The 18,398-nt window shown below is 73.0% G+C and carries 17 protein-coding genes; 6 read left to right on the plus strand and 11 right to left on the minus strand.

Annotated features, from left to right (window positions below; all coding sequences use genetic code 11):
• Window positions 1-75: 75 nt before the first annotated feature.
• Window positions 76-1,050: a hypothetical protein gene (locus tag ACFS27_RS03675; RefSeq protein WP_377180462.1), complete on the plus strand. Its 975-nt coding sequence runs from the start codon at window positions 76-78 to the stop codon at window positions 1,048-1,050.
• Between the two features lie 56 nt (window positions 1,051-1,106).
• Here ACFS27_RS03675 and ACFS27_RS03680 read toward each other — a convergent pair whose 3' ends face one another.
• Window positions 1,107-1,586 (minus strand): nucleoside deaminase, encoded by a 480-nt coding sequence (locus tag ACFS27_RS03680; protein WP_377183582.1) that lies wholly within the window; start codon window positions 1,584-1,586, stop codon window positions 1,107-1,109.
• Between the two features lie 111 nt (window positions 1,587-1,697).
• Here ACFS27_RS03680 and ACFS27_RS03685 point away from each other — a divergent pair, with 111 nt between their 5' ends.
• Window positions 1,698-2,669, plus strand: coding sequence for a DUF2332 domain-containing protein (locus ACFS27_RS03685; protein WP_377180464.1), 972 nt, complete (start codon window positions 1,698-1,700; stop codon window positions 2,667-2,669).
• Here the strand turns inward: ACFS27_RS03685 and ACFS27_RS03690 are convergent.
• From ACFS27_RS03690 to ACFS27_RS03720, 7 genes are all read right to left on the minus strand, one after another.
• The gene (locus ACFS27_RS03690; protein ID WP_377180466.1) at window positions 2,666-3,871 is read right to left on the minus strand and encodes an amidohydrolase family protein; all 1,206 of its coding nucleotides are present in this window, start codon (window positions 3,869-3,871) and stop codon (window positions 2,666-2,668) included. The two genes, ACFS27_RS03685 and ACFS27_RS03690, sit on opposite strands and share 4 nt — an antisense overlap.
• A gap of 16 nt (window positions 3,872-3,887) precedes the next feature.
• A complete protein-coding gene (gene uraD, locus ACFS27_RS03695) occupies window positions 3,888-4,406 on the minus strand; it encodes a 2-oxo-4-hydroxy-4-carboxy-5-ureidoimidazoline decarboxylase (RefSeq protein WP_377180468.1) in 519 nt (172 codons plus the stop codon).
• 92 nt (window positions 4,407-4,498) lie between these two features.
• Window positions 4,499-5,272 carry a metallophosphoesterase family protein gene (locus tag ACFS27_RS03700; RefSeq protein ID WP_377180470.1) on the minus strand — a complete coding sequence of 258 codons (774 nt, stop codon included), beginning with the start codon at window positions 5,270-5,272 and terminating at the stop codon, window positions 4,499-4,501.
• A 9-nt stretch (window positions 5,273-5,281) separates the two neighbouring features.
• The gene (locus tag ACFS27_RS03705; protein ID WP_377180472.1) at window positions 5,282-5,788 is read right to left on the minus strand and encodes a DUF4383 domain-containing protein; all 507 of its coding nucleotides are present in this window, start codon (window positions 5,786-5,788) and stop codon (window positions 5,282-5,284) included.
• 73 nt (window positions 5,789-5,861) lie between these two features.
• Entirely contained in the window at window positions 5,862-7,001 is a 1,140-nt protein-coding gene (locus tag ACFS27_RS03710) for an amidase family protein (RefSeq protein ID WP_377180474.1), read from the minus strand.
• A gap of 37 nt (window positions 7,002-7,038) precedes the next feature.
• Entirely contained in the window at window positions 7,039-7,662 is a 624-nt protein-coding gene (locus ACFS27_RS03715) for a TetR/AcrR family transcriptional regulator (protein ID WP_377180476.1), read from the minus strand.
• Window positions 7,659-9,281: an FAD-dependent oxidoreductase gene (locus ACFS27_RS03720; protein ID WP_377180478.1), complete on the minus strand. Its 1,623-nt coding sequence runs from the start codon at window positions 9,279-9,281 to the stop codon at window positions 7,659-7,661. The genes ACFS27_RS03715 and ACFS27_RS03720 overlap by 4 nt, the downstream gene beginning before the upstream one ends.
• A gap of 124 nt (window positions 9,282-9,405) precedes the next feature.
• Between ACFS27_RS03720 and ACFS27_RS03725 the strand changes: the two genes are divergently transcribed.
• Both ACFS27_RS03725 and ACFS27_RS03730 read left to right on the plus strand, forming a co-directional pair.
• Window positions 9,406-9,786 carry an ArsR/SmtB family transcription factor gene (locus ACFS27_RS03725; RefSeq protein ID WP_377180480.1) on the plus strand — a complete coding sequence of 127 codons (381 nt, stop codon included), beginning with the start codon at window positions 9,406-9,408 and terminating at the stop codon, window positions 9,784-9,786.
• On the plus strand, window positions 9,783-10,304 hold the full coding sequence (locus ACFS27_RS03730; RefSeq protein ID WP_377180482.1) for an SRPBCC family protein: 522 nt from the start codon (window positions 9,783-9,785) through the stop codon (window positions 10,302-10,304). Before ACFS27_RS03725 ends, ACFS27_RS03730 begins: the two co-directional genes overlap by 4 nt.
• A gap of 130 nt (window positions 10,305-10,434) precedes the next feature.
• Here the strand turns inward: ACFS27_RS03730 and ACFS27_RS03735 are convergent, their stop codons facing one another.
• Window positions 10,435-11,415 carry a hypothetical protein gene (locus ACFS27_RS03735; protein ID WP_377180484.1) on the minus strand — a complete coding sequence of 327 codons (981 nt, stop codon included), beginning with the start codon at window positions 11,413-11,415 and terminating at the stop codon, window positions 10,435-10,437.
• Between the two features lie 108 nt (window positions 11,416-11,523).
• Between ACFS27_RS03735 and ACFS27_RS03740 the strand changes: the two genes are divergently transcribed.
• Window positions 11,524-13,113, plus strand: coding sequence for a serine/threonine-protein kinase (locus ACFS27_RS03740; protein WP_377180486.1), 1,590 nt, complete (start codon window positions 11,524-11,526; stop codon window positions 13,111-13,113).
• A 65-nt stretch (window positions 13,114-13,178) separates the two neighbouring features.
• Here ACFS27_RS03740 and leuA read toward each other — a convergent pair whose 3' ends face one another.
• A complete protein-coding gene (leuA, locus tag ACFS27_RS03745; RefSeq protein ID WP_377180488.1) occupies window positions 13,179-15,005 on the minus strand; it encodes a 2-isopropylmalate synthase in 1,827 nt (608 codons plus the stop codon).
• 282 nt (window positions 15,006-15,287) lie between these two features.
• Complete coding sequence (locus tag ACFS27_RS03750; protein WP_377180490.1) at window positions 15,288-17,366, minus strand: DUF7937 domain-containing protein; 2,079 nt, start codon at window positions 17,364-17,366, stop codon at window positions 15,288-15,290.
• A gap of 303 nt (window positions 17,367-17,669) precedes the next feature.
• On the opposite strand from ACFS27_RS03750, the gene ACFS27_RS03755 reads away from it, so the two are divergent.
• On the plus strand, window positions 17,670-18,389 hold the full coding sequence (locus ACFS27_RS03755) for a 4'-phosphopantetheinyl transferase family protein (RefSeq protein WP_377180492.1): 720 nt from the start codon (window positions 17,670-17,672) through the stop codon (window positions 18,387-18,389).
• Window positions 18,390-18,398 lie beyond the last annotated feature (9 nt).

Raw genomic sequence — 18,398 nt, forward strand, 5'->3', positions numbered from 1 at the left:
CGCAACGAACACAACCCCGCTGTCACCTAGCCGTTTGAACCGGCACCATCTGGTGTCGTGTGATGTCATCTGGGGGTGAACGACCTTCCCGACGGGATCCTTGTGCTGGCACGCCGGCAGGCAGGGCTCGTCTCGTCCGCACAGTGCGACGTGCACGGAGTGACCAACGGGCGCCGGCGTCGGCTGATAGCCGCCGGCCGCTGGCAGAGACCGACGCGTGGGGTCTTCGACACGGGTCGGCCGAACCCCGACCTGCACCCGTATGACCTGAGCCGACTCCGCTCGGCCTGGCTGGCGCTGCTCGCCTACCCGGGATCGGCCGCGGTCGGCGCCTGTGCGCTCGCGCTCCTCGGAGTCGCCGGACTGCCCCCGGACATCACGCCAGAAGCCGCGTTCCCTACCGGGTCCGGTCGTGCGCCGCGCGACGGGATCCTCCTCCGGCAGTACCGGGGGTTCCCCCGTGTGGCCGTGGCCGACCATCTCGCTGCCGAGCCGGCCCATGCCCTTGTCCAGGCGCTGCCCATGCTCGGCCGCACGCACGGGGTGGCGGTCATGGACTCGCTCCTGAACAAGCGGATCCTCACGCCGTCCGGCCTGCGCAGAGCACAGCGGCTCGCCGAGAACCGGCGGCACTGCACCGTGTCGCACACCTGGTGGGGTGAGGCCACCGGCCTTTCGCAGTCGCCGGTCGAGTCAGCCGCACGGCTACGCCTGGTGGACGCCGGGATAGGACCCGACGACCTGCAACGCGACCTGTTCGATGCCACGGGCCGGTTTCTCGGCCGTGCCGACCTGGCCTGGTACCCCGGGGACGGCCGCTGGCTGCTGGTCGAGCTGGACAGCGACGAGTTCCACACCTCGCCGGACCAGGTGCGCCGGGACGCCGTCCGCCAGAACGGGCTGCTTCGCGACGGCCGGCACGTGCTGCTCCGGTTCTTCACCCGGCAGGTCCACGAGGGCAGCATGATGATCGATACCGTCCGGTCCGTGCTGGACCGCGAGCGTTGGTCACCGGGCCGCCCGATCCCGCCCCGGTGCCGACGCCGGTGACCGAGAACGGGGTTGTGTGCGCCGCCCCGCGCGCAACGAACACAACCCCGTTCTCGTCAGTACTGGTCGCGTGACGGGAGTGCTCGCCAGGCCTCGAAAGGGGCATCCGCTCGGGGGATCCGGTGCTCGACGACGGGGCTGGGCCACGTCGACCGGTCACGCGCGAGCAGCTCGTAGAACTCGCGGTCGTCGAAGCCTGCCCGGTCGGCGTCGTGACGGTTCGCGGCGAACACGACCCGGTCCACGCGGGCCCACAGCGCCGCCGACAGGCACAGCGGGCAGGGCTCGCACGATGCGTAGAGCGTGGTCCCGGCCAGGGAGAACGTGTTCAGGGCACGGCACGCGGCCCGGATCGCCACCACCTCGGCGTGGGCAGTGGGATCGAGGTCACGGGTGACCCGGTTCCCTTCGGCCACCACCTCGGCTCCCGCTCGCACGACGACGGCCCCGAAGGGGCCACCGCCGTCGGCCACGTTCTGCGTGGCGACATCGACGGCGCGGGCGAGCCAGGCATCGTCGTCCGGCTCGGAGGGCATGCTGGGCTTGGTACCGGGCTCGTCGCTGGGGTTGATCACCCTTCGATGCTCCCACAGCGTTTCGACGGCGCTTCAGCAGCGGCCGGACGCTCACTGAGTAGCGTGACCTGCATGGACACAGCTGCCGTCTACGCCAAGTTCGCCGAGAGCCAGGCCCTGAACGGAAGGTCACCGACCTACCAGGACTGGGCGCGGGGCGTCGCCGCCGATCCAGAGCTGTGCTCCCTGCTCGACGCGTTGCCGCCGGCCAGGCGGCAGCCCAACCTGCTGTTCGCGGCGGCCCGGCTGGTCGGAGCACCGTCCGCACGCTGGGCCGAGGTGCGACCGTGGCTGCTGGACGCCTGGCACGACGTCGAGCGGGAGATGCGCGCCCGCACCACCCAGACGAACGAGCCGCGGCGCTGCGCGACCTTCCTGCCAGCGCTCGCGGCGCTCGACGCACCGGTCGCGCTGATCGAGGTGGGCGCGTCAGCGGGGCTGTGCCTCTTGCCCGACCGGTACTCCTACGAGTACACCTCACCGGACGGCACCCGGGCCCGCGTCGACCCTGCCGGCGGCCCGAGCGAGGTGCTGCTGCCCTGCGCCATCGAGGGCCCGGTGCCCGTGCGGATGCCCGAGATCATCTGGCGCGCCGGCCTCGACCTGAACCCGCTGGACGTGCGTGACCCTGCCGACCTCGCCTGGCTTGAAGCCCTCGTGTGGCCCGAGCACACCGACCGGCTCGAGACGTTGCGTGCCGCCGCCCGCGTGGTGGCGACCGACCCGCCGCGCGTGATCAAGGGTGATCTGCTGGTCGGCCTGCGCGACCTCGTCGACGCCGCGCCGGCCGGGGCCACGGTGGTGGTGCTGCACTCGGCGGTGCTCTGCTATCTCACGGAGACAGAGAAGTCCGCGTTCGCCGCCACCATGAGCGACCTGCGCCGGAGCCACGGCGTGGTGTGGCTCAGCAACGAGGGCTGGACCGTCCTGCCCGACGTCGCGGCGCAGCTCCCCGAAGGCCTCTCACCCCAGTTCATCCTGGCCCGGGACGGTGAACCGGTGGCACTCGCCGACCCGCACGGCCGGTCGGTCCGGCTGCTCTAACGCGTGGCGTCGGGCCGCCTGAGCAGGCAGGGTGCCGACTCCGCCGGCGAGGGGTCGACCGCGCCCCGAGCCGCCGGGAACGTGGTGCCCGCCACGGGGTCGTAGACGATCAGGTCCGCTGCGGCGCCCTCGGTGATCGCTCCCTTCCGCCGCGGCCCACGGTCCAGGCCCACGAGCGCTGCGGCGTTCGCCGAGGTCCAGCGGGAGACGTCCGCCAGGGACACGTCCCGGCGTCGGGCAGCAGCAGCCAGGGCCGCCAGCCCGCCGTGCCGGGCCGAGCCGACGCCGCCCACGCCGTCGAGGACGCCCTCCCGAAGCCCCTGCCAGAGCGCGTCCTGGTCGCCTCTGTCACGGCCGGACGGGCAGCACGTACCGGTGGTGGCGGCGCCGTCGGAGCGGGCTCTCGCGTCGAGGACCAGGTTGTGGTGGCAGGTCTCGGCGGTGACGGGCAGGCCCTCGTCCTTGGCCCGGACGATCAGGTCGAGTGTCCGCGCGGAGGACACGTGCGGCACGTGGGTGCGCGCGCCGGTCTCGCGGACGGCGTCGAGCAGGCCGGCCAGCGCCGTCGGGCCCTCGGCATGCACAGCGAGCAGCCCGCCGAACCAGGCGATCCGGCCCATGGCGTCCAGCAGCTCGTCCGGCGCGAGCGGCGGGAGCTCCGGCCCGCCCGAGCCTGCGACGGAACACCGGAAGCCGAGCACGCCGGCGGCCCACAGCGGCTCGAGGTCCTCGGCGTTCCCGGGGACGGCAGCGCCCCAGAAGCCGACGTCGCAGTGCAGGTCGCCCCGCGCTCGCGCGGTCTCGGCCGCCGCGCGCCTGGCGTCCAGTGCACGCACCGTGGTGGTGGGCGGGAGGGCGGCGAGCGACAGGTCCAGGATCGTGCTGACGCCGCCGAGCGCCGCCGCCCGCGTCGCGGACGCGAACCCTTCGCCCGCGTGCTGGCCGGGCTCGTCCACCCGGACCTGCGTGTCGACCATGCCTGGCAGCACCACCCGGCTGCCCAGCGCGACCGTCTCCCCGGTGACCCCGGCCCGCGCGGGGTCGGCGGAGCCCCACCACACCTGGTGGACCCTGCCGTCCTGGAGGCTCAGGACCGCCGGCTGGAGCTCGCCCTCGATCAGGACCCGCTCGGACGAGAGAACAAGGGTCGCGGGCGCCGCTCGTGGTGTCCCGCCGAGGATGACGTCGTCGTCCAGGCTCATCGGAGTCCTCCGCCGGTCACGCCGTGGCCCCGACGGGTGTCGCAGCGGGTTCCTCGATGAGGGTCTCCAGGCGCCGGAGCGCAATCTGGCGCAGCTGCTCCGCGGTGACCAGGGACTCGGTGGCTGGATCGTTGGCGAGGCGTTCGGTCAGGTTGGCGAGAATGTCCTCCGCGGTGCGCCCGGCGGCCCGGACCAGGAAGATCCTGCCGAACCGTGCCTCGTAGGCGGCGTTGCCCTCGGCGAGCCGGGCGGCCGTCGCCTCGGCCGCCGTCGGCTGCTCGGTGCGGGACAGGCGCGCTTCGGTGGTGTCGCCGGCGGCGCGCTCACCGATGCGGGGATGGTGCGCGAGCGCCGAGTCGACGTCGGCCGTCGTCCATTCGGCGGCAGCTCGCATCGCGCGCAGCAGCAGAGAGTCACGGCACCGGTACGGACGGCCGGACACGATGTCGTCGACCCATGAGCCGATGTCGGCGCACGGGCGGACCGTCGCAGCGGCGTCAGCGGCGGGCAGGGCGTTGAAGTTCGCGAGGTCCACTGGGCAAATCTATGGTTTCGACGCGGTGCGCGGCGGGCGCCTGGGTTTCAGGCCCGTAAATTCGCACGCAGCCGTCGGGCGAACGGCGTCGGTCAGGGCAGCAGGCCCGTACGCAGCATGTGCGCAAGGTCCGGCCGGCCGAGCCGTTCCGCCGACGCGGCGGCCTCCTCGTGGTCGTACGGAACCGCGCGCAGCTCGGCCGTCCAGCCCTCGCCGTCCCCGGTGCGCGACAGGATCGCGAACCGGGCGTCGGGCACTCCCGCCTCGACACGGTGGGGGTACGGCGCATCGTCCGCGTACGCGGGCCAGCCCACGCTGCCGGGGTTGACCAGGAGCGACCCGTCCGGGAGCGGCCGGGTGCGCGCCTGGTGCGTGTGCCCGCACAGGTACAGCCCGTACGCACCGTAGGCAGCACCCAGCCGCTCGACGAGCTCGTCGTCCGTCGCCTCGCGCACTCCCTCCGGGTTCTCCGCCGTCCGCTCGACGACGGTCTGGGTGAGGTAGGTCGCGTCGTCGTCGGGCACGGCGTGGAAGGCGAGCACGCCGGGGACCGGGCGGGCGGTGAGCGGGAGCGAGCCGAGCCACGCTCGGTCGGCGTCGGTCAGCACGCCCGAGGCGATCCGGTCGGCGCCGCCCATCTCGTCGTTCGGCAGGGTGAGGAGCTGCCGCTCGTGGTTGCCGCGGACCGTCACGATGTCGGGGCGTTCGGCGAGCAGGTCGAGGGTGCCGCGCGGGTCGACGGCACCGGAGACGATGTCGCCGAGGTTCAGGACGAGATCGACCGACTCGGCGTCGACGACGGCGAGGACCGCCGCGAGCGCCGGGGCGTTGCCGTGGATGTCGGAGAGGACGGCGATGCGGGTCATCCACGGAGGTTAGCGGGCCGGCGGCCCCGCTTCACCGGTACGTGGATCCCGGACGTCTGGTGGCATCGTCTCGGTGCTTCCTGGCTGCTCGACGACGCGTGCCGGGGCGGGCCACACGGCGATGAGCAGGCCGAGCAGGGCGCTGCCGAGGTGCAGCCAGTTGTCGGCCTGGTTGATGTTGAGGAAGTTGATCTCCGGGTCGTTGACGGCGAAGAGGCCGTAGGCGAAGGCCGCGCCGTATCCGATCAGGAGGAGCCAGCCGAAGGTGCGCGCGCTGGCTGACCTGGACCACGCGCCGATGCCGAGGATTCCGATCACCAGGTGCACGATGTTGTGCAGCGGGTTGATGGCGAAGCCCAGCAGCATCTGGTCGGGGTCGTGCTCCGTGAACCCGGCCATGTCGAACCCGGTCACGAAGAAGCCGGCGATCCCCACCAGCAGGTAGACCACGCCGACCACGAGGGCAAGCCACTGATGGGCGCCGCGGGGGCGCCTAGTAGCCGTCACGTGCGTCATGATGCTTCTCCCGTCCGTCTGATACCCCTTCTCGGTCCCACCGTCACGCGGTCCGGGACCACTCGCACGCCGGCTACGCCGTGAACGTTCCTGCCCGTGCGAGCAGGGCGCGGTCCGCTCCGGCCGGGCCGACCAGGCACGCGCCCGCCGGGAGGCCCGACGCCGTCGCGACGGGCACCGAGACGGCAGGCAGCCCGCCGATGCCCGCGATACAGGTCAGCAGCATCGTCGCCGCGCGGGCTGCCTCGGCCTCGCCGGGCCGTGGGGCGACGGTCGCCGCCGACGGCAGCAGGAGCACCCGCTCCCCCAGCCGTTCCCTGACCTGTGCCCTGGCCCGCACGACGACGGTCAGCGCCGCCTTGGCCTCCGCCGCACCGACGGAGCGCGCCCGTGCGAAGCGGCCGCGGACGTCCGGGCCGAGCGTGTCCATCCGGTCGCCGAGCCAGGCGCCGTGGGCGGCCCAGGCCTCTGCGGCCTGGAGCGTCTGGAACGCGGCGAGCCAGGTCGGCTCGGGCGCCCAGTCGACGGGCTCGGCCCCGGCGCCGCGTGCGAGCTGCCCGACGGCGGCACCCACCTCGGGGGCGGCCAGGTCCAGGAGCGCGGGGCTGAGCAGGGGCACGTCGTCGGAGAGGCCTGCCGTGTCGGCGGGGAGCAGCACCTCCCCGGTCCGGGCGAGCGTCGCCGCGTCGCGGGCGAGCCACCCGATCGTGTCGAACGACGGCGCGAGCTGCAGCGCCCCCTCGTCCGGGACGGCGCCGTGCGTGGGCCGGATCCCCCACAGCCCCTGGTACGCGGCAGGCACCCGCACCGACCCGGCGGTGTCGGTGCCGAGCGCGATGCTCGCCTGGCCTGCCGCGACCGCCGTCGCCGGGCCCGACGTCGAACCGCCGCTGATCCGGCCGGGTGCCCGCGGGTTGGGCGGGGTGCCGTAGTGGGCGTTCGCTCCGGTGAGCGAGTACGCGAACTCCTCGGCCTGCGCGATGCCGGCGAGCGCGGCCCCTGCGTCCAGCAGCCGCCCGACGGCGTCGGCGTGCCGCTCCTCGACCGGGGCGGCCGCGAGCCAGGCGGGATTTCCCGCGCCGATGCGCTGCCCCGCGACGGCGAACAGGTCCTTGACCGCCACGGTCTCGCCGTCGAGCACGCCGGTGCCCGTGGGCGCCGTCAGCGGGCCGGACCGGGGCAGGACGCGCCACACACGGGGGTCGGGAGTCATGCGCACATGCTGCCAGCCCGGGCCGGACCGGGAGCCGTCACTGCCGCGGGATCATCCCGGCCTGCGCGTAGACGGTGCGCAGGTACTCCAGCAGCTCGTCCGCTTCGGGGGGATCGGGGCGCAGCAGCCGGTAGACGACCGCACCGACCGCCATGTCGATGAGCGCCTCGATGTCCGTCTCCGCCGGCAGCACCCCCTCCTCCACGGCCCGCGACAGCGCCAGGTGCGCGGTGTGCCGCCGGGGCAGGAGGTGGTTCTGCCAGAAGGCCGCCATGACCCCTGGATGGGTGACGCTGGAGCCGAAGACCTGGGCGAGCATCGCGCGGTAGCCGGGCTCGGCGAGGGTTCTGGCACTGACCGGCAGCGCGTCGACGATCACCTGGGAGATCTCGGCGTAGGACAGGTCCGCCAGCTCCTCCGGGCCAGGGTTCGGGATCTCGCCGCGCGCCGACTCGACGGCCGCAGCGATGAGCTCGTCCTTGTTCGCCCAGCGCCGGTACACGGTGAGCTTGCCGACGCCCGCCCGGCGCGCGATCTGCTCGATGCTGGTGCCGGCATGGCCGTGCTCGGTGAACAGCTCGAGCGCCGCCCGCAGGATCGCCTGGTCGGTGCGCGGATCGCGTGGCCGCCCGCGGCCGCGCGACACGTCGGCGGCCGTCATCGGGCGGCCCCGGTCCGCAGGACCTCGGCGAGCCACGGCCCCGACGCCGCCGCGTCCGCGCCGCGCCAGGCCAGGTGCCCGTCCGGGCGCACGAGCCACGCCTCGGCGACGCCGTCCGTCCGGGTGAGCCGCGTGGGCTCGACGCCAGGCTCCGCACCGGCCACGCCGTCCGACGACGGCGCGAGCAGCGCCCAGCGCCCGCCGAGCTCGCCGTGCAGGCGGGTCGGGGTCCCGTCCGCGCGGACGCAGTCGAGGTTCGGCACGCGGTCACCGACGCAGGTACGACGCCGGAGCCGGGCGGCGGCCCGCTCGGCCGGCCCGACCCCGAGTGGTCCGGTCCGGTAGCTCACCCAGAGCTGGGACGTGGTGAACGTGGCCCAGCGCTGGATCCACGGCTGGTTGAAGAGCCGGATCAGCACGTGGTCCCGCACGAACCGGCCGACGGCGCTGCTCGCCACGTTGATCCGCGTCACGTTGGCGGTGCCGCGCAGCACGTCGGTCGCGAGCGGACGCCGTTCACCCTCGTAGGTGTCCAGCAGCGCGTCGGACGCCAGGCCGCGCACCACGAGGGCCAGCTTCCAGGCCAGGTTCTCGGCGTCGCCGAGGCCGGTCAGCATGCCCTGCCCGCCGAACGGCGCGTGGGCGTGCGCGGCGTCGCCTGCGATGAAGACCCGGCCGCGCCGGTACCGGTCGGCCAGCCGTCGGTGGATGGTGAACTCGGACAGCCACTCGCTGTCGAGGACCCACACCTCGCGGCCGGTGCGCTCGGGCAGGATCTCGCGGAACCGGTCGAGGATCTGCGCCTCGGTCAGCCGGCTGCGCTTCCCGTAGGCGTCGGCGGCCCGCGGCTCTGCGTCGTCCGGCTCCGCTGCGTCGGGCTCCGCTGCGTCCGGCTCTGACCCCTCCGGCCCTTCCGACGCGGGGCCCTGCGGGTCGTACGCGATCAGCCGCCACAGGTCGGCCCGCCCGCAGTCGTCGGGCATCGGCATGGCGCCGAGCATCCCCGTCGGGTGCACCCAGCCGGACGTCCCGGTCCGGTCCAGGTCCCAGTCCAGGTGCACGTCGGCCAGCAGGAACCGTTCGCTCAGGCGCGCGCCGGGCGCCCTGATGCCCGCGGCGCCCCGGACGGCGCTGCTGGTCCCGTCGCAGCCGACGAGCCAGCGCGCCCGCACGCTCCGCCCGTCGTCGAGCTCCGCGGTTACGCCCTCGTCGTCCTGCACGAGACCCGCGAGCGACGCTCCCCACTCCGGCGTCACGCCGAGCTCCGCGAGGCGCCGGCGCAGCTCGCCCTCCACGAGGGCCTGTGACACCACCATCGGCGGCGCAGCGGTCCGGAGCCCTGGGTCGCCGAACCGGATCCGCATCATGGGCCTGTCGCCCAGGTAGGTGGTGATCCGCATCGCCCGCACCGACCGCTGCGGCAGGTCCCCCAGGGCCCCGAGCCGGTCGAGCACCTCGGACCCGCGCACGTGCACGAAGTTGGCGCGCGACGTCGTCGCCGGAGCCGGCCTGCGGTCCACGACGCGCACGCCGACCCCCTGGAGGCGGAGCCCGCACGCCAGGGCGAGGCCCGTGGGTCCGGCGCCGACCACGAGCACGTCGGTGACCTCGTCTGCCATGGCTGCTCCTTTTGTTAACGGACCGGTACCGTTAACAAACTACCGCACCACCCCTGCCCTGACCGACAGCGCCCGCGTCGCCCCGGCCTTGACAGATTGGTAACCCACGGGTTACCAATGATGCATGGATGTCTTCGCCGCCCTCGCCGACCCGGTCCGCCGTGAGCTGCTCCGTCAGCTCGCGGCCGGGCCGGCGAGGGTCGTCGACATGGCATCCGCTCATCCGATCAGCCGTCCGGCCATCAGCAAGCACCTGCGAGCCCTCGGCTCCGCAGGGCTCGTGGACGCAGACGACGTCGGCCGCGAGCGCCACTACCGGCTCGCCCGAGCCGGGCTCGCGCCGGTGTCCGCGCTTCTCGCAGAGCTCGCTCCCGCTCCTCCGATCGGCGAGCGGGTGCTCGACGGGCTGGAGCTGGAGGTGCGGCGAGCGGGCCGTGACCGCCAGGCGGGGGAGCGAGCACGACACACCGACGACCCGGCCCGCACCATTGAGGAGACAGCATGAGCACCAGCCCGACGGCCACCGGCCGCAAAGAGCAGCGCGCCGACGGCACGTACGTCGTCCTCACCCGCACCTTCCGCGCCCCGATCGAGGACGTGTGGGCGGCGGTCACCGAGCCGGAGCGGCTGGCCCGCTGGATCGGGCGCTGGTCGGGTGACCCGGCACAGGGCACCGTGCAGTTCGAGATGCTCTTCGAGGGTGAAGGCGTCGAACCCGAGGAGTACACGATCAACGTGTGCGACGCGCCGGCCCGCCTCGAGCTCACGTCCCACATGGCCTACGACGAGCAGACGCCGGCGATCTGGCATCTGAAGCTCGACCTGGCCGAGGCGGACGGTGTCACGACGCTCACGTTCGCCCAGTCGATGGACGACCCTGCCATGGCCGAGAACGTCGGGCCCGGCTGGGAGTACTACCTGGACCGGCTCGTCGCCGCCGAGACCGGCGGCGACCCGGAAGCGGTCGACTTCGACGACTACTACCCGGCACTGTCCGGGCGCTACCGCGCCCTGGTCGGCTGATCAGAGGCTGCCGAAGAACTCCGGCACCACCGGGCACTCGACCCGCTCGCCTGCGGGAACCAGCCCACCTCGTGCCGGACGCCCAGGTCACCGGGTGACCTGGGCGTCCGACACGGTGAAGGAGCTCAGGTCAGCTCTGGACCTCGAGCATCCGGCGACGCGCGCGGACCAGCGCAGCGCCCGCCGCAGTGAGGACGAGGCCGGCAGCAGCCGCGCCGACGACCTCGCCACCGGTCTGCGCCAGCGCGCCCGGCGCCTGCGCCTCCCCGGCCGACTGGATGGGTGTGACGGGCGCCGTCCCGGCACCGGAACCGCCCGTGCCCGGGTACCCGATCGGGAGCGTGCCCCCGTCGCCGGAGCCGTCGTCCCAGCCACCGTCGCCGGAGCCGTCGTCCCAGCCACCGTCGCCGCCCGGGTTGCCGCCACCCGGGTTGCTTCCGCCCGGGTTGCTGGCGTACGCAGGGCTCTCCAGCAGGTCGTCCACGACGCCGTCCGGACCGGCGACCGCACCGACCGTGCCAGGCACGTCGGCGTTCCCGACGTTCTCGCCGATGGAACCGATGTCGTCGATGATCTCGGAGGGCAGGTTGTCGGTCACGCCCTGCTCGGGTGCGTCGGCGCCCAGGACGTCGTCCACGGCACCGTTCTCGCCGGCCACCGCGTTGACCGCGCCGGTGACACCGTTCACCACGTCCTCGACGGGACCGCCCGAGTTGGCTGACGCCGGGGCCGCCTTCGTCGCGACGACCTCGTCGGACGGCGCCGACGTGCGGCTGCCCGTCACGCCCTTCACGACGTCCTCGACCGCACCGTCCTTGCCGGCCGCCGAGTCGACGACGCCGGTGACACCGCGCACGGTGTCGTCCACCGCGCCGTCCTTCTTGGTGACCTGCTCGACGGTGTCCGACACCTGGTTCAGCGTGCTGTCGACCGCGCCGTCCTTGCCGACGACGGAGTCGACGGTGCCCGTGAGGAGCCCACCAAGTCCGCCCGTCGACTGCTCGGCGTTCGGCGACTCGTCGGCCGCCGTCGCGGACGTCGCGCCCGCGATGATCAGACCGCCCGCGACGAGCGCGGACGGGAGCGCCCGGCTCACGAACTTCCTCTTCATGTGTCCCCCTGTATCTGGTATGTCCGAGTACTAGCCCTCTGAGCAGAGGGCGGAATTACCTTGGCTGATATGTCGGGTGAATTCAAGGACATCGGGTATGTTTCCCCCATGATCGTGCCAGGCTCAGGGGCAGCCCCGCAGATCCACCCGCTCGAACCGTCAGACCCGCAGGAACTGGGTGGCTATCAGCTGCTCGGGCGGATCGGCGCCGGCGGGATGGGAGTGGTCTACCTCGCAGAAACCCGCACCGGACGGAAGCTGGCCCTCAAGGCCATCCTGAAGGAGTTCGTCCAGGATCCGGAGTTCCGCACCCGGTTCCGCAGAGAGGCCGCAGCGGCGATGAAGGTGCGCGGCCGGTATCTCGCCACCCTGATCGACGCCGATCCGGACGGCGCCCAGCCGTGGCTCGCCGTCGAGTACGTGGAGGGACCAGCCCTCACCGCCGTCGTGCAGGCCGGCGGCCCGCTGCCCGAGCCCGACGTGCGCCGCGTGCTGGCCGGCGTGGCGGAGGCGCTGCGGGCCGTGCACCAGGTCGGCATCGTGCACCGCGACCTCAAGCCGTCCAACATCCTGATCGGCCAGGACGGTCCGTTCGTCATCGACTTCGGCATCGCGCAGGCGTCGGACTCGACCTCGCTCACGCGCACCGGGCTGAAGGTCGGCACGCCGTCCTTCATGGCGCCGGAGCAGATCCGCGGCAGCGTCGCGACACCCGCCGCCGACGTCTGGGCGCTGGGCGCCGTGGCGCTCTACGCCGCGACCGGCCAGCGGGCTTTCGGCGAGGGCGACACCACCGTCGTCTACTACCGCGTGGTCCACGAGGAGCCCGACCTCAGCGCCTGCCCCGCCTGGCTGCTCCCACTCGTCAAGGCCTGCCTCGACAAGGATCCCGAGGCCCGGCCGGACCTGCAGGAGGTGCTCGACTTCCTGAACGAGGTGCCCGCCGGCTTCCGTACCGCCACCACGAAGATCACGCCGGGACCCGCCGTCAGCCCGCTGGACGACGTGACGGCGCTGCGCGACGACGCCACCGTGGTGAAGGCGGAGCCCGCGTCCACCGCTGAGCCGACGCCGGCCCCCGGGCCGGCAGCCGCCGAGCCGGAGCAGCCGCGCCGTGGCCTGCTGTCCCGGCCGATCACCTGGCTCGCCGCCGCAGGAGGTGTGCTCGTCGTCGGCGCGGTAGCCACAGCGGTCGCGCTCGGCATGCCGTCAGGCGGCCCGGACACCGCCGCCACGGCGTCGGCGTCGCCGTCCGGGGAGCCGTCGCCCGCTGCCATCGACGAGTGCCTGGTGGGCGAGTGGCGGCTGGACAGCCTGACCACCCAGATGCGCATCGACGCCCTCGACGAGACCGTCGACGCCAGCGGCTTCGACGGGCGGGTGACCGAGTTCCACGCCGACGGGACGCAGCTCGTGCACTACGACGACGCCCAGCCGGCCCGCGCGAAGACCTCGATCGGGGAGCTCACGGAGACCTGGACGGGTACTGCGAAGTACATCGTCTCGACCAGCGAGGACGGCATCCTGACGACCTCGGGGTCGGACTTCCGGGACGTCGAGCTCACCATCGCCCTCGCCGGGGAGAGCGTCAAGCGCCAGCCGAACGCCCCGACGCAGGAGCTGCGCTACACCTGCGACGAGACGACCTACACGGAGAAGGCGGACGGCTTCGAGGCCACCTACACCAAGATCCGTTGAGTGCTGGATATCTGCGGGCCTGGGCCGGCGCGGCCAACAGATACCCAGCACTCAGCGGGGTGGGGTCAGGCCGTTCGCTCCGCGCGGTTGACCGCCGAGACGATCGCCTTCAGGGACGACAGGGTGATGGACGGGTCGATGCCGACGCCCCACAGGACGTCGTCGCCCACCGCGCACTCGACGTAGGCGGCAGCGCTGGCGTCACCGCCCTCCGACAGGGCGTGCTCGACGTAGTCCAGCACGCGTACCTCGACGCCCACCTGCGCGATCGCGTTCACGAACGCGTCCACCGGCCCGTTGCCGGTGCCGGTCAGCGTGAGCTCGGAACCGCGGTCCAGCACGTCGACCTCGAGGGTGTCCTGCTCGCCCTCCGCCGACACCGCACGGGTGCCGCGCAGCGTGAGCCGCCCCCAGTGCTCCAGGCCCGACGGCGCCCCCTCCTCGACGGGCAGGTACTCGTCCGTGAAGATGCGCCAGATGTCCTCGCCGGTGACCTCGGTGCCCTGGGTCTCGGTCACCTTCTGCACGGCGTGGGAGAACTCGATCTGCAGGCGGCGCGGCAGGTCCAGGTTGTGCTCGCTCTTGAGCAGGTAGGACACCCCGCCCTTGCCGGACTGCGAGTTGACCCGGATCACTGCCTCGTACGAGCGTCCGACGTCGCGCGGGTCGATCGGCAGGTACGGGACACCCCAGTGCAGGTCGTCGACGCCGACGCCGGCGGCCTCCGCGCGCCCGGCCATGTGCTCGAAGCCCTTCTTGATGGCGTCCTGGTGCGAGCCGGAGAACGCCGTGAACACGAGGTCGCCCACGTACGGGTGGCGCTCGTGCACCGGCATCTGGTTGCAGTGCTCCACCGTGCGCCGGATCTCGTCGATGTCGCCGAAGTCGATCTGCGGGTCGATCCCCTGCGAGAACAGGTTCAGTCCGAGGGTCACCAGGTCGACGTTGCCGGTGCGCTCACCGTTGCCGAACAGGCAGCCCTCGATGCGGTCGGCACCGGCCAGGTAGCCCAGCTCTGCGGCCGCGACGGCGGTACCCCGGTCGTTGTGCGGGTGCAGCGACAGGATGACGTTCTCGCGGTGGTGCAGGTGCCTGCTCATCCACTCGATCGAGTCGGCGTAGACGTTGGGCGTCGCCATCTCGACCGTCGCAGGCAGGTTGATGATGACCTTGCGCTCCGGCGTCGGCTCGAAGACCTCGATGACCTCGTTGCAGATGCGCGCCGCGAACTCGAGCTCGGTGCCCGTGTACGACTCCGGCGAGTACTCGTAGTAGATCCGCGTGTCCGGGATGGTCTCCTCGAGCTTGCGGCACAGCTTGGCGCCGTCCAGCGCGATGTCGACGATCCCGTCCTGGTCGGACCGGAACACGACCTCGCGCTGCAGCACGGACGTCGAGTTGTACAGGTGGACGATCGCCTGCCTGGCGCCCGTCAGCGACTCGTACGTGCGCTCGATCAGGTGCGCACGCGCCTGGGTGAGCACCTGGATCACGACGTCGTCGGGGATCCGGTTCTCCTCGATGAGCTTGCGCACGAAGTCGAAGTCGGTCTGGCTCGCCGACGGGAAACCGACCTCGATCTCCTTGTAGCCCATGGAGACCAGCAGCTCGAACATCCGGAGCTTGCGCTCCGGGTCCATGGGCTCGATGAGGGCCTGGTTGCCGTCACGCAGGTCGACCGCGCACCAGCGGGGTGCCTGCTCGATGCGCTTGCTGGGCCAGGTGCGGTCGGGGATGTCCACGTGGATCTGCTCGTGGAAGGGCTGGTACTTCTGGATCGGCATGCCCGACGTCTGCTGCGGGTTGTCGTCGATGATCCCGCCTGCTGCGCCGTGCACTGCTACGTCGTGAACTCCGCCGGGGGTGGTGGCGGTGATGCTGTTCTCCATCATGTGTCCTTCGCTCGGTGAGGTTGGCCGGCACACCAAGCCTCCGCGACGAGGGACCGACCTGTCTAGGCCTCGTCGCGGCAGCGAAGGAGAAGGATCACCGTCGGGCGCACGCTGTCACTGTACCGCTCTGGTCGATCTTGTCGAGATCCGTCTCGTGACCTGGCCTCCGCCGGTCGGGCGCATCGAGCAATCGGGCGAGACCGGCAGACGAACGAGACCGGTGGCCGAGCTCGTCGAGCACGGACTCGACGAGCTCGACCACCGGTCGTGGCGACCAGCGGCTCAGCGGCGGCTGCGCAGCGCCGCGTCGACCTGCGGGTCCCCCAGGGCACCCAGCCAGTCGAGCAGCGCCGGATAGGTCGACGGGTTGGCGGCGACCTGCGGGCGCAGGTGGGGCGCCTCCTGCACGATCTTCGCCAGGTCGGCCAGCGGGGTGGCCGGGTCGAGCGCCAGCGCGGCGCTCCACCTGCCGCCAACGGGCGGCATGACCGCGGTGTGGCCCACGTCTGCCCCGTTGGCGGACGGCGACTGGGCGACCGGCTGACCGTTCGTCGCCGGCCGGACCTGCGCCGTCTGCTGGGCCGTCTGCTGGGCCGGCGCCACCGGCTGCTGCGCGGAAACCGGCCGCTGCACGGGGGCGACGGGTGTGGCGCCCGACCGGATCGGGGGCATCGCCGCCGTCTCGTCCATCGATGAGCCGGCGGGCGGGCCTGCCGCCGGCAGGTTCTCGACGGTGCGCATGGCGGAGAGCGGGACCTCGCCCGACTCCGGCTCGACGGCCTGCACGGGAGTCGCCCCGCGCGCGGCCGCCGCCGCACCCGCGACGGTCCGCACGGCACCCGTCGAGCTGACCCGGCGGGGCTCGGCCGGCCGGCGCAGCTCGGGAGCCTGCCGCACCGGCTGCTCCGGGAGCGCGGCCGGCGGGGCCTTGTCGCCCTTGGGTCGCTGCGGGGCCCACAGGTACGCCTGGCTGCGGTCGATGTCGGTGTCACCACCGATACCGGCGGTCTGGAAGTGCTCGCGCACCGCCTTGGGGACCATCAGCGCGGACGCCGCGACGACCGGCAGGCCGAGCGCCATCAGCAGGTCGCCCAGGTTCACGCCGAGGCTCGCGCCGGACGTCGCGATGACCACGACGAGCCCGAGGACACCCGCGATGCACGCGGCGCCGACGGCGGGGACGTGCCCCGTGCCGGGGTCGCGCTGCAGCGAGCGGCGCGCGAACCAGGCGATGCCTGCCACGACGACGCCGAGGACGAGCCGTACCACCAGCGGCACGCCGGCGCCCGACCCGATGAAGCCCGGGTCGATGAGCTGCACGAGCGCGGCAAGCGTGCTGCAGACCGCGAGCAGCACCATGACGTCGAACGCGCGGACGGCCACTCGCACCCAGACACCCGCGACGCGCTCGGTGCTGGCATCGGCGTCGGCCGCCGGGTCCCTGCGCACGGCGGGCGAGCCCGCGACGGCCGCTGCGAGCGGCAGGAGCACCAGGCCGAACCGGCTCGGGTCCGTCACGCCGGGGCGCATGGACTCCAGCCCGGCCAGCGAGTCACCCGCCGTGAAGATGAAGAGCAGCGCGAGCATGAGGCCCGCCGCGACCAGCACGAGCCGTGAGGGGCGGTCGTGCCGCACCGTGCCGCCCACCAGGAGCCACGCCAGGCCGACGACGAGCGCGAGCCACACGGGCGCGAGCAGCCGGTCGCCCAGCGTCGCGTCGGCGGCGAACTCCGCGAGCGCCGTCGAGGTCACGGCGCCCGCAGCGATCAGCACGCCGACACCGGCCAGCCCGATGCGCCAGCCGCGCACCACCGCGCCGTCCTGCTCGATGGGGCCGAGCTCGCTGTCGCGCGGGGTCGCGGCGAGCGCCGCACCTGCCAGCGCGAGGCCGAGGCCGGTACCGACGCCCGTACCGCTGCGCACGTCGAAGATGAGGTGCAGCAGGCCGATCACGGCCAGGGGCAGCCCGGCGAGCAGGCGTGTGCGGCGCGTCGTGTGCACGGTCCACGTCGCCGGCAGCACGGCGAAGCGTGCGAGGTACGGCAGGGTCAGCGAGGCGAGGGACAGCGCGACGGCCAGGACCACCTCTACCCGGTCCGCGGAGCGGTCGGCGAGGTTCCACGGCAGCGCGAGCGACACGAGCAGCGCGATCGCGGCGATGGCGTCCCGCACGTAGTCGGCCACCGCGACGTTCGCGAAGGGTCTGCCCGCGTCGAGGCTGTCGGGCTCGGGCCCGGACGTGATCTCGGGCGAGATCGTGGCGACGTACTCGTGGCCGAGACTCTCCGTGGGTGCGCCGTTCGCGTCCTGCGCACCGTCGGCCGAAGTTCTCTCGTCACGCTCGGAAGCGTGCTGGTCCATCATCCGTTCACTCCTCGATAACGCCGCTGGTCGAGACTGGGGAAGTGTGGCTGGCGGCGCGGGGTCCCCGACGTTTGTACCCGCTCGGAACGGACCCTGTCAGGCCAAACGGCGGCGAGTCCGGTCACACCTGCATTTCTGCGCACGTCCATCACATTCGACGTGGGTAGAACACCATCGTCGGCGGCAGCCGACAGCACGTCGAGGGCACAGGAGAACGCAGTGGACTTAGCTGCCGCACCAGCATCCCGCACCTGCGACGTCTGGCTCGTTCCGGTCAGACGCCGGGAAGCCTGGACGCGCTTGCTGACCGTACCGGATCGAGAGCACCTCGTGGGCCTCGACGAGGTGGCCACCACGGTCCACCTGACGTCGCGCGCGGCCCAGCGGCTGATCCTGTCGCGCTATCTCGGTGTCGCTCCCGACGAGATCGTCGTCGACCGGTCGTGCGAGCGCTGCGGTGACCGTCAGCACGGACGCCCGCACGTCCCGGGCGCCGCGCTGGACTACTCGGTCTCGCACACGCGGGCCTGGGTCCTGGTCGCGGTGGTGGGTGACGGGCGGGTGGGCGCCAACCTCGACGCCCGGCCGGCGGAGGGCGACCTGGACGATCTCGCCGCGGCGGCACTCACACCGGCCGAGCGGCGCACCTGGCGCCGCCTCCCGGCGCGCGACCGGGCCGACGCGCTGCTCGCGTACTGGACGCGCAAGGAGGCGACGACCAAGCTGACCGGGCACGGGCTGACGATCCCGCTCCGCGACCTGGACGTGACGGGGCCGCGCCCGACGCTGCTGACGCGCGACCCGTCGGTGCGGCTCCCCTACCCCAGGCCGTACCTGACGCACGTGCCGGCACCCGCCGGGCACAGCGCGGCGCTGGCGACGACGATGCACGTCGACCACGTGCGGCACCTGCGCCTCCCGGACGCGCAGCCCGACCCTCCGGCACCGCCTGTGACGGCACTCCACGAACCGGCGCTGTCCCTGCTACCGGAGGCCGCCGCGGCGCCAAGGCGCTACTGAGCCGGGTCG

The sequence above is a fragment of the Promicromonospora vindobonensis genome, from assembly GCF_042685865.1.
Classification (GTDB): domain Bacteria; phylum Actinomycetota; class Actinomycetes; order Actinomycetales; family Cellulomonadaceae; genus Promicromonospora; species Promicromonospora vindobonensis.

Bases quoted from the DNA above. Each gene is read 5' to 3' on its own strand.
- ACFS27_RS03680 (WP_377183582.1), bottom strand. From the start codon at position 1,586: ATGCCCTCCGAGCCGGACGACGATGCCTGGCTCGCCCGCGCCGTCGAT.
- ACFS27_RS03685 (WP_377180464.1), top strand. From the start codon at position 1,698: ATGGACACAGCTGCCGTCTACGCCAAGTTCGCCGAGAGCCAGGCCCTG.
- ACFS27_RS03690 (WP_377180466.1), bottom strand. From the start codon at position 3,871: ATGAGCCTGGACGACGACGTCATCCTCGGCGGGACACCACGAGCGGCG.
- ACFS27_RS03700 (WP_377180470.1), bottom strand. From the start codon at position 5,272: ATGACCCGCATCGCCGTCCTCTCCGACATCCACGGCAACGCCCCGGCG.
- ACFS27_RS03705 (WP_377180472.1), bottom strand. From the start codon at position 5,788: ATGACGCACGTGACGGCTACTAGGCGCCCCCGCGGCGCCCATCAGTGG.
- ACFS27_RS03710 (WP_377180474.1), bottom strand. From the start codon at position 7,001: ATGACTCCCGACCCCCGTGTGTGGCGCGTCCTGCCCCGGTCCGGCCCG.
- ACFS27_RS03715 (WP_377180476.1), bottom strand. From the start codon at position 7,662: ATGACGGCCGCCGACGTGTCGCGCGGCCGCGGGCGGCCACGCGATCCG.
- ACFS27_RS03720 (WP_377180478.1), bottom strand. From the start codon at position 9,281: ATGGCAGACGAGGTCACCGACGTGCTCGTGGTCGGCGCCGGACCCACG.
- ACFS27_RS03725 (WP_377180480.1), top strand. From the start codon at position 9,406: ATGGATGTCTTCGCCGCCCTCGCCGACCCGGTCCGCCGTGAGCTGCTC.
- ACFS27_RS03730 (WP_377180482.1), top strand. From the start codon at position 9,783: ATGAGCACCAGCCCGACGGCCACCGGCCGCAAAGAGCAGCGCGCCGAC.
- ACFS27_RS03735 (WP_377180484.1), bottom strand. From the start codon at position 11,415: ATGAAGAGGAAGTTCGTGAGCCGGGCGCTCCCGTCCGCGCTCGTCGCG.
- ACFS27_RS03740 (WP_377180486.1), top strand. From the start codon at position 11,524: ATGATCGTGCCAGGCTCAGGGGCAGCCCCGCAGATCCACCCGCTCGAA.
- leuA (WP_377180488.1), bottom strand. From the start codon at position 15,005: ATGATGGAGAACAGCATCACCGCCACCACCCCCGGCGGAGTTCACGAC.
- ACFS27_RS03750 (WP_377180490.1), bottom strand. From the start codon at position 17,366: ATGGACCAGCACGCTTCCGAGCGTGACGAGAGAACTTCGGCCGACGGT.